Genomic DNA, 16,254 nt, shown 5'->3' with positions numbered 1-16,254 from the left:
TTTATATTTTTTGTACTAACATTTAAATACCATTAGGTTAAGGAAAAACTTTACCTTCAAGGAATGGATCATGGCCTGGGAGTATATTTTCTCTCTTAACATAACTTAATGTTTTGAAACAACTATCGTACCACTCACTTAAGTCAACATGTAACCCCACTGGTAAAAAAGGTAACTCACTAGGAGGAATTTCTATTGTTTTCCCATTAAAATCCTTATATTCTACCGTTTCCTTTGGGGGAAAAATATTTAAATAGGTATAAAACTGGTCAGAACTTATAAGGTATTTTCCTTTCTCTGTATCAACTACAACACCCTGCAGACCCTTTGTATGTCCTGGAAGAAGGACTAACTTTATTCCGTCAATTATTTCTGTATCTCCATCAACTAACACCAGGTCCATGTTTTCTAAAGATAAGATAACTTCTTTGTCATAAATACTTCTATAATGTATCGGTGGATTTAAGGCTGATTCCCATTCCTTTTTTTGTACATAAATCCTAGCATTTGGAAAAAGTTTTACGTTTCCAATATGGTCAAAGTGTAGGTGTGTAATTATTAGTTTATCCACATCCTCAGGTTTTAAATTTACCTTCCCCAAAGCTTCCCTTAACCCTTCTTCACCCCCACCTTTTGCTGGAAAGCCATGAACAAGACCATTTTGAGGGGCAGACATACCTGCATCCACTAGAATTTTTTCATTTTTGCCTTCTATGAGCCAAACATATACAGGACCAGTTATTAATGTACGCATATCATGCAGCATATTCACAACACCTAATGGGACACTGATTTCTGCTTGCTTCAAGGGTGTTATTTTATACATTTTTATCGCCCCCTACTAAGTTACTTTACACAATATAGATCCATATCAAATCCATCTTCTTTTTTGTACCTGGAAAAGATATAATTTCTATAGGCAACATAGGTATTAAAATCACACTCAAGTCCAGCTCTTTTTAGGCCATCTATTATGGTTTCAAATTTGGGTGGACAACCCTTAACTAAAATAGGATTTTTAATATCTGGATTATCTTTATTTAATTTACACGCACAATTTCCAAATAAAACCGTATAATCATATCCTCTGGAAGCAATTTGTTTTTTGCCAGAAACAATTTCTATATTATTAAAAGGCTTACCTGTAAACGCAGACATAACAAGTATTAACATTGGATTATACATCATGGAACACCCAGTACACAGGGTATTGTCATATTTTCTAATTGCAATTTCTGATATTCCCCTATCCTTAAACCCTTTGGGCATTGTATTGTCTTCTGTCCATTCCCAGTCATATTCTATTGTTTCAATATGATCTTCAAGTTTCTCGCCTCTTATATCAATATCCTGTATTTTATAGTCAACATTATATTTTTTTGCATAATACTTAAGATGCTCAACATCATCTACATCATATCCCAAGATTTTAGCACCAACTGCGTCACATGCAAATGGATCCTTTGACGCAATAATTAAATCCTTTCTATATGCCTTTCCTGTTTGTGCTGGCCCCTTTTCCAGGGCAAAGATACCATCTATTATAGTTAGGGCAATGGGGAGTTTATCTATAATATGGGGAAACATGTGGTTTAAATCCCAATCTTTATGATGGCAGAACATCTTTGATTTTCTATTAAGACAACCCTTTAAGTTCTTAAGTCCAAGTGAGACTACAGACTGGTTATGGGTTTTAAGAACAGGAAAATTTATAATCTTATCTGCATAATATGCCTTTTTGGCTATGGAGAGGGAAAAATCACCAAAGTTTACATCTTCAAACTCATCTAAATTAAAATCAACAAGCTCTACCCCATATCTCTCTTTTAGTTTATCAAAACCCATCTGTTTGTATATAGCCAGACCCATATCCTTTTTGTGCACATTTAGGGGAGACTCACCAATGGTGATATTGGTATAACCTGCATCATGGAGGATCCTAATTAGGGCCTCCATTAAAACAGCAGTTGTCACAACTCCAAATGGGGGAAAAGGCAAATCAAAGTCCCAGGCAACTAAATTTGGCTTTATCAGTATCTTGTCCTGTGACTTAAACCCATCAAGCCCATTTATTAAATCAATTGCCTCTTTTAATGAATCATAAGGCTGTTGTTTGTATTTAACAATGGATACACAAGGAGAAGACATGAACACCTCCAGAAAGTAAAAGTATTAAGTTAAACAAACCTTAATAAACTTAGCCCAAGTTTATCAAAACTTGGGCTAACATGCTAGGGTTAAATAAATGATAATCTATTTTTTTCTTTAAAAAGCTTACGGAATTTCTCCAGCATCTTCTCAGGGGTCACTGTTGGTCTTTCATATCTGGGAAGTTTCTTCTCTATCCCAGCTAAATATTTTGCAATACTCTTCAAGGACTCAACATCATATCTTGACATCATGGTAATAGTCTCCATTTGAGGGGAACCACCGCCATGAAGACCAGCCACCTGCATAAGTCCAGCAAATTCTGAGACCAGAACATTTTCAATAAATCTAAAACACCTATGTTGATCTTCTGGAGATATATTGGGATTTCGCACCATATATTTATTGAGTAAGTCCTTTGTCTCGTCTGCATAAAAATCCCCTTCCATAGGCAGGGTTGCAGCAAGGCCACCTGCAATATCTGCAAGGATCTTATACTCATTGTATATCTCTTCTCCTGCCAGCCTGCGACCTACGTTTGTCAAAATTTCATCTGGAATATAGGTCCCAGATGGTGATTTTTCTCCCCTATATGCACTTGCCTGGCCTGCTGCAAACACAAGCTCTGCTGTGCCTATTAAGTGTGATAATTTTTCTTTTACATGGGACTCTTTTTCAATCCCATTGTATTCAGCAACCAAGGCTGTTGCACTTGCTAATACCTCACTTATTGCTGGCTTGCATCCAGTGTAAGAATGTCTGTGAAAATGGGCAAAAAGCAGTGCCAAAAATCCTGCAAATGGAGTTTGCCTTGGATCTGCGTGTCCATTTAAAAATACCCTTTCATTTGGCACAAATACATCATCAAAAATGGTAAAAGATTCAGCATCACCAAACTCTGCAATTGGTGCCTTAAGATGCTTTCTTTTATGCTGATATGCATATCTGGCCACAATTTTTACGCCCTCTGTGTCAGCAGGTATGGCAAATGCCACTGCATACTCGTTGTCCTTATCAGTCATAAAACGGGTTGGTATGGCTATTATCTCATCAGCATAAGGTGCAATGGTGTTGTGGAGCTTTGCCCCCCTAACAACAATTCCATCCTCTCTGGTCTCCACTATACGTAAATACATATCCCTGTCTTTTTGCTCATGGGGCCTTTTCAACCTGTCCCCCTTTGCATCTGTCTGGGCACAATTTGCACACAGATCGTTTTCCTGAAAATACTTTAGATAATTTGTGAACCTTGTATGATGATCTGTGCCAAGCATCCTGTCCATCTCATAGGTCACAACAGAAAGTGCATTCATTGCATCTATGCCCATACACCTCTGGATACATCCACCAACCCTGTGACACAAAAGCCTTGTCATGAGCTGCTTTTTCAAAAGGTCATCTGCACTTTGATGGATATGACAAAACCTGCTTATTTTTTCCCCTGTAAGGTGAGATGTGGTGACACAAATATCCTCAAACTCAGGATTATTTGTACAGTCATAGGTCTCTTTAATCACATTTATCCCAGCACGAAGCCTCTCATCAGTCCTATCCACCTTCTCGCCATTGATATAGACATTGGGCCTCATATCTTTAAGCCTATTAAAATAGTCTTCAAATGTCTTAACTGCCATATTACCCTCCTATTATAAATTTACCCTTCTATGAGCAATGAACATGCCATCCATAACTATGTGTAATAACTATAAATAGTCTTCGGTAATTGTTATTACGGTTACAATTTCAACTATATAATCTTAGTTTAAACCAATAAAACTTTTTATATTAACTAGTTACGCAAAAGAGTAATTGTCATTTTTTGGTTATCAAAACAATCATATGGTTACAATTGTAACCATTCAAGACAACACTTGTTTAATCCAAGTTTATCAAAATTATAAACCTGGGTTAGATGATTTATTTTCCCTGATATTTTTTGACCAATTCTTCCCTTATAACTTTACCTGTGGGAGTTGTTGGCAGTGTTTTTTCAATAATTATTTTTTCTGGAACATTATATGGGGCCATATTGTTCTTACACCATAAAATCAGGTCCTGTTCACTGATTTTATCTTTATATGCATCCAACAACTTAACAAAGGCAATTGGGACCTGTCCTTTTTTGGGGTCTTCTGCACCAATTACAGCCACCAATTCAATGGCTGGATGGTTTAACATAATGTTTTCAATTTGAGTGGGATATACGCTTATTCCAGAGACCTTTAACATGTACTTTTTTCTGGAGATATAATACAAAAAACCATTATCATCGTACATACCAATATCTCCAGTACAGAGCCAACCATCTTTAAAGCTCTCCTCTGTCTCCTCTGGTCTATTTATATACCCATCTACCACAGCAGGAGATTTGATAAGGATTTCCCCATGCTCGCCAAAGGGCACAATATTTCCCTTTTCGTCAACTATCTTTACATATGTCCCTGGTATAGGGAGGCCACAAAAGGTAGCTTTATATTTTTCAGCCATTTCTATATCAAAATCCTCTTTATGAAACCCTGCAACAAATGTATCACAGGTATGGGTTTCAGTTAGACCATAAGCAGCTTCCCTGAGAATTGTTCCAGTTAAATCCCTCCATTTTGACCTCAGTTCCTTACTCAGTCCCTTAATAAAACTGGAGCCCATACAACACTTAAGGGATCTTAAATCATATTCCTTGATCCTGGGGTTATGTAGGAGCTCCCAATACATATCAAAGGGAACATACATATTGGTAACCCTGTATTTTGCTATGGCTTCAAGCACACTATCTGCGTCCCATCTTGTGAACAAAACAACAGTAGACCCGCTAATTGATGGCCATACCACCCCCACATTGTTTCCTGCTACCCAGAAAATGGGCATAACGGCCAGATTCACCTCACTTTTTGAAAGAGAGGACAAAAACTCCTTAAAATTGATCTCAGTATCACTATAATCTTCAACCAGTATGTGTGTATTGTAATATGTGTATATTCCTGCTCCAGTATAAACTATGTCTTCATGTTTGTGATAAACCCCTTTTGGGAGACCAGTAGTACCACCTGTAAAATTCATGGTTGCCTTATCTTCTAAGGCTACAGATACTTGGGGATTTTTGTTCCCTACTTCTTTAAGGATATCCACCAGATATGATTTATCTGTAAACTTTCTGCCAAGGGTCATGGATGGATGAAGGTTAATTTCAGGTCTAATAGGTAAAAAGTCCTGAAAACTGATGAGGATTATATCCACTTTGTCTAAGGTATTCTTTGCTGCTTCTTTAACCTGTGGATACATAACGTCCAGGGTCAAAATAAATTTTGGAGAGGATTCCCTGAAAAAATGTTCCAGTTCAAGCTGTTTTAGCATGGGATTTAAAAATACGCACACACCACCTGCCTTAAATGTACCAAAATAACCAATATAAAATTCTGGCATATTGGGTAAAATTAGGGCAACCCTGTCACCCTTATTTAGGCCATTTTCAAGCAAATAATTGGCAAACCTGTTGCCAAGATCATCCATCTCTCTGTAAGTTATCCTTCTTCCATAATATATAATAAAATCCTTATCTGGTTGGTTAGCCGCGTGCTTTTCCAGATAACTATGAATTGGTATGGTGGAATAAGGATACACAGGCTCTTTTGGCAGGGATGGATGAGGCCACACCTTAGCCCATTTTTGCTTTAATAATTCAAAATATTCCTTTTCTCCCATAACTCCCCCTCCTCTTAACTAGTTACTATTGTTTTTTCTTTTGTTCTTTTTCCTGGAGTACCCTCCAAAGTATCTTGCCTGCTCCACTTTTAGGTAGTTCATCTACGAACTCTATTATTCTGGGATACTTATATGCAGCCATTTGTCCTTTTGCCCAATTTATTATATCCTCTTTAGAAATCTTACCCTTGTACTCAGGATTTAAGACAATAAATGCCTTTACCTCTTCTCCAACCCTGGGCTCTGGAGTGCCAACAACCACTGCTTCCTGTATTGCAGGGTGTTTATATAAAATGGATTCCACAGCTGCAGGCCACACCTTATATCCAGCCCTATTTATCATACGCTTTGTCCTGTCCACTAAAAAGAAAAATCCATCTTCATCCATATAACAGAGATCACCAGTCCTGAAATATCTTTTCCCATTTATATCAATAAATGATTTTTTTGTCTCCTCTTCTTTTCCCCAATATCCCTTAAATACCTCTGGTCCATTTATTACAAGTTCCCCTTGTTTCATTGGTTCTAACACCTCGCCTGTATCAGAATCAATTATAAGTGCATCTACTCCAAAATCAGGAATGCCTAAACACTGTAGTTTGGGATTATCCAATGGATTCATATGGGTCTGGGAAATGGTTTCAGTAAGACCATATCCCTCCACATACCTTATGCCAGTAATTTGCTCCAATTTTTCTGCAACAGCCTGGGGCATTGGCGCACCCCCTCCAGCAACTACTAAAAGTGACCTCAGATTCTCTTTTTGTATGTCTGTTTTAGACAACAAGTCCACTACCATGGTGGTTATATTCAACCAATGGGTACAACCATATTTTTCTATTGCCAGAAGAACCGCATCCCTGTCCCATCTGGAAAAAAGTACTATAGTAGCTGCTTCGTAAATGGGAGCTAACAGGGAGTGGACAAAACCTGTGACATGAAAGTAGGGCAAAGTTGCAAGGTGAATTGAACCAGGGGTGGTACGAAGCCAGTAAGCTGCACCAATTGCATTGCTTACAACAGTGGAGTGGGTATGCATACACCCCTTGGGCATGCCGGTTGTGCCTGCTGTATAGGGAATCATTGCCAGATCATCATGTTTTACCAATACATCAGGTGGGTCTAATTTTTCTAATACCTCATCCCATGGTATAGTCCACTCATTTTCCTGTTTATTCAACAAAAACTCAGGAACAGGTATTTCTGGTTCCTCAGGCAAATACTCACTCAAATTGGAACACGCAACCAGTATATCCTTTTGTTTTGCAATATTATACACTTTTGAAGCCAATTCAGAGGTGGTAGATATAAGTCTGCATCCAGAGTCTTTAATTATATATTCCAGTTCATCCTCGGTTAACATGGGATTTATTGGCACAGCAACACAATTTGCCCTAATAATCCCAAAATAAGAAATAACCCACTGGGGACTATTTTGCATATAAATACCAACCCTATCTCCCTTACTTAACCCATTGTTCTTTAAAAAACTCGCCACCTTAAGGGCTTCTTGAAATAGCTGTGAGTATTTAATCTTTTTTCCATAATAAATTATAGCTGTTTTATCTGGATACCTCCTTGCACTTGTCTCTAAAAAATCAAAAATTCCAACCGTTGGATATTCCAGACTACGACTCAATCCCTTTGGATAAAACTTAAACCAAGGCCTTGTATCTAGCATATCAGTTTCCTCCTTAGGCTATATAAGTAATTTTCACAAAAACAAAGCACTATTTCACACATAAACATTGTTAGTCATAAGCATAGAATGTGCCGTAAATAACTCATTAAAATTTCAGATAAAAAAAAGCTGATACATTTTTGTGGTTATAAAAGAAACCACTACATTTTAAAATATATTAATTTCTCTATAAAATAAAAAGAGTTACAACAGTGAACAAGTGGTTTTATAATCAACCAGATGGTTCAATAAATAACCATAAAACGGTTTGGGAAGATATTATTTAGACATGCAGTTTATTTTTCAATATTGTAGAGTCTCATTTTCTTTATAAGGGTGGAATGGTTTATTCCCAGTTTTTTTGCAGCATCCCTTATGCTTCGGCTCCTATTTAAGCTCTGTTTAATGAGCTTAATCTCCAATTCCTTTTTTGCCTCTTTTAGTGGTCTATTCAAATAATTGTATGTAGTCTCAACTTTATTTAAAATAGTTTCTGGTAAATCCTCTGGATATATTTTGTCTTTATCCAAAATAACAACCAATCTTTCTATCACATTTTGGAGTTCCCTTACATTTCCAGGCCAGGGGTATTTTAAAAAGATGTTGCACACATCTGGAGATAAGCTCTTTTTTTTATTATATTTTTTTGAAAATTGTTCCAAAAAATAACAGGCAAGTGGAATTATGTCCTCCTGTCTTTCCCTAAGTGGAGGAATATCTACTGGAATAACATTTATCCTGTAATAGAGGTCCTTTCTAAAACTCCCATCATTGACCATTTGCTCTATATCCCTATTGGTTGCACAGATTATTCTAACGTCCAGTTTCACTGGTTTTACACTGCCCAAGGGATATATCTCCTGGTCCTGAATGGCCTTTAAGAGCTTTACCTGGAGTTTGGGTGATATCTCTGCAATCTCATCAAGCAAAAGGGTTCCCTTTTGGGCAAGTTCAAATATACCTAATTTCCCCGAAGTACTTGCACCTGTAAATGCCCCTTTTTTATACCCAAAAAGCTCAGCTTCTAAAAGGGTCTCTGGTATAGCACCGCAATTTATCTGAATAAATGGTCCATCACTCCTGTTGCTCATTTTGTGAATTAGTTTGGCAATTACTCCTTTACCAACGCCAGATTCCCCTGTTATTAAAACTGGGGCATCTGTTGGAGCAAATTTAGATATATTTTCAATAATTAGCTCCATTTTTTTGCTTTTTACAACCACATCCTCTAAATTTAAAAATCTGTTTCTCAGTTCTTTTAACTCCATGTAATAGGAGTTACTCCTGGCCTGGGTCTTCTCCAGCTCACGCTGAATATCATTTAGCTCTGCCATTTCCCTGTAATTTGCCACATAGCACAAAAAATTGCCCTTTTTGTCATAAACAGGTACACTGGTAATAAAGACCTCTACTCCAGTCTTTGTCCTGTGGCTCATATTTATGCAATTTTTTGAAAAGCTCTTTTTATCGTTAATTATAAGCCCTTCTTTTAAAAAATCCTTTAAATTTTTTGCATAAATATCCTCCCGTCTTCCGCCGGTTATCCTTTCAACTGCCTTATTTGCATAGAAGATATTTCCCTTTTTATCACTGAGAACAAAACCGTCATAGGAATTTTCAATAAGCCAGAGCAATTTTTCAAAGGAATCTATTCCTTTTTCAAAAAACAGGGTAGGAATTTCCATGATACTATTTTTTTGCATAAAAATTTCTTTTTTTTGCAGTAGAATTTATATGGTATTTTTTATCTTTTATATTAGCCCTTTTACTTTTTCAATATCCACATTGACATTGGTAACAAATAGAGTTGCGGCTCCATGATCCATTTTGAATGATATTAAATCATTATCAAGCCCTTGCCTTTTTCTTTGCACAATTTAAAACATGTCTGTCTCTTGCACTTAAACAAGATTTTCTCAGTCTTATGGATTTAGGGGTTACTTCCACCATTTCATCATCTCTTATAAATTGTATTGCCTTTTCAAGGGTCATGGGGATTACTGGTGTTAATATCACTGCATCATCCTTTCCTGCCGCCCTTAAGTTAGTAAGTTTTTTGGTCTTGCATGGATTTACATCAATATCTGTGGTCCTATTGTGTTCTCCAATTATCATTCCCTCATAAACAGGTTCACCAGGTGTCACAAATAACCTTCCCCTTGGCTCTAAATTAAAAAGGGCATAAGCAACACACACTCCCTCTCTGTCTGATACTATGGAACCTGTGAATCTACCTTTAATCTCCCCAGCAAAGTCTCCATATCCTTCAAAGAGACTATTCATTATACCTGAGCCCTTGGTATCAGTTAAAAATTCATTTCTATATCCAATTAGGCCTCTGGCAGGTATTATAAATTCCATGCGCACCCTGCCACTGCCATTATTTATGAAATTTACCATTTTCCCCTTTCTCAAAGAGAGCTTTTCTGTAACAACCCCCATAAACTCTTCTTCACAGTCAATAAATACCCTTTCTAGTGGCTCTTTTATTTTACCGTCCACCTCCTTAAAGATTACCTCAGGCCTTCCAACGCACATCTCATATCCTTCCCTGCGCATTGTCTCAATTAAAATCGCCAGCTGAAATTCTCCCCTCCCCTTAACTATAAAACTATCAGAATCATCTGATTCTTCCACCTGGATTGAAACATTCTTAAGTGTCTCTTTAAAAAGCCTTTCCCTTAACTTTCTAGATTGCACATATTTTCCTTCCCTGCCAGCAAAGGGGGACGTGTTTATTGTAAATCTCATGGAAACAATGGGTTCATCAACTCTAATCCTTGGGAGAGCACATGGAGAATCCTTGGTACAGATGGTATCACCTATCTTTACATCTTCAATACCAGACAAAACTACAATATCCCCTGGTTCCACCCTATCTATTTCCCTTAAGTTAAGACCCTCATATACCTGTAGTTTTGTAACCTTTAAGGAGATGTGCTCACCTCTTTCATTTACACATATTAGGGATTCATTTGATCCTACACTTCCGTTAAATACCTTGCCAATTGCAAGTCTTCCAAGGTAATCAGAATAACTGAGATCAGAGACCAACATCTGAAAGGGCATATCTAGCCTGTATGAAGGTGGGGGTACATGCTTTAATATAGTCTCAAATAAAGGAACCAGGTCTTCATTTTCATCATCAAGGGTTCTTTTGGCTATGCCCTGTTTCCCGATTGCATAAAGCAGAGGGAAATCAAGTTGCTTATCTGTTGCATCAAGATCTATCAATAGATCGTATATTTCGTCCAAAACCTCATCTGGCCGGGCATCTTTTCTGTCTATCTTATTTATACACACAATAATTTCAAGTCCTGCTTCCAGGGCCTTTTTTAAGACAAATCTGGTCTGGGGAAGTGGACCCTCTGATGCATCCACCAGCAAAATTGCCCCATCAGCCATGGATAGGGACCTCTCTACCTCACCACCAAAATCTGCGTGTCCAGGGGTATCTATAATATTTATCTTCACCCCACCCCATACCACTGAACAGTTTTTTGCAGCTATGGTAATTCCCCTTTCCCTTTCTAAATCCAATCTATCCAGTACTCTCTCTTCTATCTCGGCATTTTCCCTGAACATGCCACTCTGTTTAAACATATTATCCACTAATGTTGTCTTCCCATGGTCAACATGGGCAATAATGGCAATATTTCTCAACCTTTCATTGTAACATAAATTTTCACTCATAAATCCTTCCCAATAAAAATTAATAAAGAGTAGTGCATTAGACCTTTTTATGGGATTTGTCAAAAAAAGATAGGTAAGCAGATCTATCAATTTATGGAATACAAGGTAAAATTTTTAAAAGAACTGCCAGGGTACATCACTGGCAGCTCTAGCTCTATATAGCAGAAAAAATACTATTTTTAAAAACTAACACCCACCTCTAAAAATGGTCCAGAAAATTCAATATCTGAATCCACGTCAGTGTAATCTATTTCCACTTTTTCATATCTGTATCCACCACTTAGAAAAAGGGGACCAAAGGGATGTATCTTTACTCTGCCAATGAAATCATAGTAACCACTTCCAGAATAGGCTATTCCCCTTGCCTCGCCTTCTAGAGATATCCATTTAATTGGTTTTACCTGCACCCCAAGATAGACCATTGGAATTGGAATAGTTGTAGATTTTGATTCTGAAAGGGAGAGATCTGGCTGCTTAACCTTTCCATAGAAGTCAATTATCTTGCAATTTAATCCAGCTTCTACATTTAAAATTCCAGCAGAAAGGGTATTTAAAAATGGTACTCCATAATAGAGGGCTATATCGTATTGGTCCAGTTGCAATTCAGATTTAAAGGGTACATTACCCTTAAATGTTACATCTCCAAACTTAAAGGTTTTTGACTTGATTCCATTTCCATCAAAATCCATTGGTGTATACATGAGATAGATATTTGGAATAAACAGGGGCATGTCTATTTTTGCCCTGGCAAGCAGTTTGGTTTCAGTGTCATACCTTAGTTCATCATCAACACTTAAATGTTCTCCTTTATAGGAAAAGTATCCATTTGGATCCTGCTGCCACATGCCAAGGCTCACTTCTGCACCAATTGCAAAGGCAAGTGCTGGCATCATAAAAAAGACTAAAATAAAAGCAGTAACCATTAAATTTTTTTTGTTCATGTGTGACCTCCCTTTTTAAAAAATTTAAAAAACTATTCTTTTCCTCCTTAACCCAAGTTTATCAAAGTGATAAACCTAGTTTTAATGACCTTGCGCTAAAATTTCCCTCAAAACTTTCTCCAACTCTTGAATGGTATAGGGCTTTTTTAACGCAGCCTTAAATCCATATTTTTCATATTCCACCATAACTGGATCTTGTATATACCCACTAGATACAATTGCTACAACATGGGGATCAATCTTTAATATCTCCTCCATCACCTTCTGTCCACCTATTCCTCCAGGTAAAGTAAGATCCAAAATCACCAAACTAAATTTATCATTCTTGTTATAGGCCTCTTTAAATACAGATATTGCCTCATTTCCCTCTTTAGCCAAAACAACTTCATCAAATCCCAGGTGTTTGAGCAGTTCATTTGCAACTTCAGCGATCATTACATCATCTTCCAGCAAGAGCACCTTTCCTGAGAATTGTCCATTTGTTCTCTTACTGTCATATTCATCTATTTTTATTTCCCTTATCTCCAGAGCTGGAATAAAAATCCTAAATGTTGACCCCTTGTTCAGAGTAGATTCTACAACAATCTCTCCCCCATGTCCTTTTATCATCGAGTAGCAGATGGCAAGTCCAAGTCCATGTCCTTTTTTCTTTGTTGTAAAAAAGGGATCAAAAATTTTGTCCAGATCTTTTGTTGATATGCCTTTACCATTATCTCTAACCATAACCTCAACAAATCTACCTGGACCAATTAACCTATCTCCTATCTCCATTCTTTTCTCAAATATAACATTCTTTGCAGATATATCTATTTCTGGGTTAGTTCTACCTTCACACGCCTGTCTTGCATTAATCACTATATTCTGTATTACCTGTGACACCTGAATTGGATCAACTTCTACTTTATTTAGTGACTCTTCAATATTTAACTCCCACTTAACATTGGACCCACTTAAAACAAGTTCAACTGTTTCTTTTATTATTTTATCAGGGGAAACTACTTCCTTTACAGGGGTATCTTTTTTAGAAAAAGTTAGTAGCTTAGAGACCAATGAAGAGGCATAGTTTACTGCATTCTCCACCAACTCTAGCCTCTCTTGAATATCCATTGGTGAGTCTGAATATTTCATCAAGGAAATATTTCCCATTATAGAAGTCAAGATATTATTAAAATCATGGGCAATACCACCTGCAAACAAACTCAAGGCATCCATCTTCTTCACATTTAATATCTCTTTCTCTAACTTCTTTTTATAAGTAACATCCACACCCACATGCAAACAACCAGCAGACTCTCCATCTTTTCCTTGCAAGCACGCTGAATACCAAAATATAATCCTCTTGTCTCCATCTTTTGTGATAATCTTTGACTCTCCTCCATCTAAGGGTCTACCTGTATCCATAACAGAATGTATTATTTTCAACATTTTTTCTCTGTATTCTCTATCTGGATAAATTAGCTCCCATCCTTCTCTACTTCCTAAAACTTCATCCCTTAAATATCCTGTAATCTTTTCAGCAGCCCTATTCCAAAAAAGTAATTTATCATCTTTATCTGTTATGGCAATTATTACATTGGCCACCTCCATAAGTCCCCTTTGAACCATAGAGGAATGGGCGACTTTCTTTAAAAGATCTACCTCAACAGACATATCAGTAAACACCATTACAATTCCCAAAATCTTTCCTGAATCGTCCTTTATTGGTGCTGCACTGTCTTTTATTGGTATTTCTCTACCACTTCTGGAAATCAAAACAGTGTGATTTGCCAGGCCAACGATCCTTCCATGTCTGATAACTTTCCTTACAGGCGATTCCACAGGCTTTCTTGTTAGTTCATTTACAATAACAAATACCTCTTCCAAACTTCTTCCCCTGGCCTCATCTTCTCTCCATCCAGTTAACTTACAGGCAACATCATTCATGAGATCAATTCGACCCTGTGGATCTGTGACAATAACTCCATCACCAATTGCCCTTAGAGTCACTTCCCACCGTCTCATCTCAGAAATTAGTTCTCCCTCATACTTTTTTAGCTCATCCACCATAAAATTAAACTCTTTTGCCAAAAATCCTATTTCATCATCTCCTAAGTCGGGTATCTCCTGGGAAAAATCCTTCCTAGACACAGAAGAGATACCATTCACCAGGGCATCTATCCTATTTATGACAATTTTATCCATAAAAACAATTAAGACACCCGCCAAAAGCAGGATTAGAAAACCAAATTGAGAGAGCACTATAAATGCAGACTTCTTTAATTGTTTGTAGGCAAAATTTGGGGTAATATATACATGAACTGATCCGATTCTTTCTTTTTCTTCCCCTTTAGGCATGATAATTTCTGCATGGTTGTAAATATATCTATTAACATGGGGAAGATTGGTCTGAGAAAACCTCTTTATCTCCCATCTTTTATCCCTGATTAGACCTGCAAAGATTTTATTGTCTTCATCTAAGACAATGATTGCATAAATATCTTTATCCACCAACTGTGCATTTAGCAATCTTATTGTCTCTTCTTTATCCACATTCCATAGAGGACCCACAGTACTAATGCTCAATCTGTTTGTAAGGTACTTAGCTTTTCTATTAATAGACTCTAAAACCTTATTTTTTTCACTTGAGTAAAAAAAGAAGCTGCCAATTAAAAATACTACTACTAATACCAGCACAGTCCAACATACTATCTTTGTTTTTAAAGAATTAAACATATTATTCCCCACCTATTTACATTTTTCTTTTTCCATGTTAACTTACTGAAAAAATATCCTTTTGACAACAAACATTTTTTTTATCCCATATAATCACCATGAGATATATAACAGTCTCATTAATGGCACTGATAATATGGATTTTAACAATCCAAACCACTGGTTTTCCTCAAACCAATTATATAGCAAAAGAAAAAATTACCCTCCTTACCCTTGAATGGCCTCCCTACGTTGGAAAAGAATTACCCCAAAAAGGATATACCTATGTGTTAGTTAAAAAAGTCCTTGAAAAGATGGGATATTCTGTTGAGATAAAGTTCAGGCCATGGACAAGGATTATTCACAAGGGTAAAAAAGGAGAAATTGATGGCTTTTTCCCTGCATATTATGTCAAGTGGCGAGAAAAATATTTTTATATTTCTGATCCATTCTATGGAGGACCTATTGTATTTTTAGCAAGAAAACAAAGCAAAATTAAATATAAACATATTGAAGATCTAAGAACATATAGAATTGGTCTTGTAAAAGGTTACATTAACACTGATAAAATAGACAATGCCAATTATCTCATAAAGGACTATGCAAGAAATGACCTTATCAATCTAAAAAAATTAATAAAGGGAAGGGTGGATCTAATAGTTATAGATAAGTATGTTGCATACTATCTAATGAAAAAATATCTTCCCCATTGTATAAATAAAGTAGAGGTACTATCTCCAATTATTGAATATAAAAATCTGTATGTGTGTTTTCCAAAAAACAGGAAAAATTCCCTGAAATTATTACATGATTTCAACAAAGGATTATCTATCTTAAGACGTAATGGTACACTAGATCGCCTATACAATGAATGGAAACAAAAATTGATAAAAAATCTTAAAGATATTGAAAATAAAAACGCTAAGGGCAAAAGATGCCCCTAGCAATATATTATTTGTATTCATGAGTTCCTAAAACTACTGGAATATCAAAGCTTTCTTTTATCTTTTCTGCCATCTCCTGTACATCATAATAAGGGCATGGCGGATAGGAACCTGCAAGACATGAACTAAAATGAATAACATCGGGTTTTATTTCAGACAACTTCATTGCCATCTTGGTATTTGGAATAACTGTCTTTCCAGGACATTCACACTTTATCCAAAAGACCACATTAGAAGGCTCATCAAATTTGCCTTCACCAAGTGCTGCAGCCTTTAGACATCTCCATTCACCTGGACACCCAAAACCAGAATCTACATACCTGGAACAATAGATTACAGCTACCTTTTTCATACCATACCCCCTTTATGTTTATGGTTACTACTTAAATACCTTTACAAGTGAGAACCATCCGGTTATTTATCACTTTTAAAATTTACACCTATTATTCCAATTAGT

Annotated in this window: 11 protein-coding genes; 1 reads left to right on the top strand and 10 read right to left on the bottom strand. The window is 36.6% G+C overall.

Translation table 11 applies throughout. From position 1 onward, the window contains the following. Window positions 1–37 precede the first annotated feature (37 nt). The 9 genes from ACYQ0O_RS03780 to ACYQ0O_RS03740 all read right to left on the bottom strand — a co-directional run bounded on the left by ACYQ0O_RS03780 (window position 38) and on the right by ACYQ0O_RS03740 (window position 14,874). Entirely contained in the window at window positions 38–826 is a 789-nt protein-coding gene (locus ACYQ0O_RS03780) for an N-acyl homoserine lactonase family protein (RefSeq protein ID WP_459890788.1), read from the bottom strand. 20 nt (window positions 827–846) lie between these two features. Continuing rightward, window positions 847–2,148 carry a DUF362 domain-containing protein gene (locus ACYQ0O_RS03775; RefSeq protein WP_459890786.1) on the bottom strand — a complete coding sequence of 434 codons (1,302 nt, stop codon included), beginning with the start codon at window positions 2,146–2,148 and terminating at the stop codon, window positions 847–849. An 89-nt stretch (window positions 2,149–2,237) separates the two neighbouring features. After that, window positions 2,238–3,782, bottom strand: coding sequence for a 4-hydroxyphenylacetate 3-hydroxylase family protein (locus tag ACYQ0O_RS03770; protein ID WP_459890784.1), 1,545 nt, complete (start codon window positions 3,780–3,782; stop codon window positions 2,238–2,240). A 283-nt stretch (window positions 3,783–4,065) separates the two neighbouring features. Continuing rightward, window positions 4,066–5,847 carry an AMP-binding protein gene (locus tag ACYQ0O_RS03765; RefSeq protein WP_459890782.1) on the bottom strand — a complete coding sequence of 594 codons (1,782 nt, stop codon included), beginning with the start codon at window positions 5,845–5,847 and terminating at the stop codon, window positions 4,066–4,068. Between the two features lie 25 nt (window positions 5,848–5,872). Beyond that, window positions 5,873–7,528 carry a long-chain-fatty-acid--CoA ligase gene (locus ACYQ0O_RS03760; RefSeq protein ID WP_459890780.1) on the bottom strand — a complete coding sequence of 552 codons (1,656 nt, stop codon included), beginning with the start codon at window positions 7,526–7,528 and terminating at the stop codon, window positions 5,873–5,875. Window positions 7,529–7,824: 296 nt separating this feature from the next. Then, complete coding sequence (locus ACYQ0O_RS03755) at window positions 7,825–9,231, bottom strand: sigma-54 interaction domain-containing protein (RefSeq protein WP_459890778.1); 1,407 nt, start codon at window positions 9,229–9,231, stop codon at window positions 7,825–7,827. Window positions 9,232–9,376: 145 nt separating this feature from the next. Beyond that, window positions 9,377–11,221, bottom strand: a complete 1,845-nt coding sequence (typA, locus tag ACYQ0O_RS03750) for a translational GTPase TypA (RefSeq protein ID WP_459890776.1) — start codon at window positions 11,219–11,221, stop codon at window positions 9,377–9,379. A gap of 179 nt (window positions 11,222–11,400) precedes the next feature. Then, window positions 11,401–12,162: a TIGR04219 family outer membrane beta-barrel protein gene (locus ACYQ0O_RS03745; protein ID WP_459890774.1), complete on the bottom strand. Its 762-nt coding sequence runs from the start codon at window positions 12,160–12,162 to the stop codon at window positions 11,401–11,403. Window positions 12,163–12,243: 81 nt separating this feature from the next. Beyond that, a complete protein-coding gene (locus ACYQ0O_RS03740; RefSeq protein ID WP_459890772.1) occupies window positions 12,244–14,874 on the bottom strand; it encodes a PAS domain S-box protein in 2,631 nt (876 codons plus the stop codon). Window positions 14,875–14,972: 98 nt separating this feature from the next. Between ACYQ0O_RS03740 and ACYQ0O_RS03735 the strand changes: the two genes are divergently transcribed. Further along, a complete protein-coding gene (locus ACYQ0O_RS03735) occupies window positions 14,973–15,797 on the top strand; it encodes a substrate-binding periplasmic protein (RefSeq protein ID WP_459890768.1) in 825 nt (274 codons plus the stop codon). A gap of 7 nt (window positions 15,798–15,804) precedes the next feature. On the opposite strand, the gene ACYQ0O_RS03730 is transcribed toward ACYQ0O_RS03735, so the two are convergent. After that, on the bottom strand, window positions 15,805–16,149 hold the full coding sequence (locus ACYQ0O_RS03730; protein ID WP_075068869.1) for a CGGC domain-containing protein: 345 nt from the start codon (window positions 16,147–16,149) through the stop codon (window positions 15,805–15,807). Window positions 16,150–16,254 lie beyond the last annotated feature (105 nt).

The sequence above is a fragment of the Desulfothermus okinawensis JCM 13304 genome, from assembly GCF_054654515.1.
The sequence above is the reverse complement of the archived record's forward strand: the minus strand, read 5'-3'. Positions and strand labels throughout refer to the sequence as shown.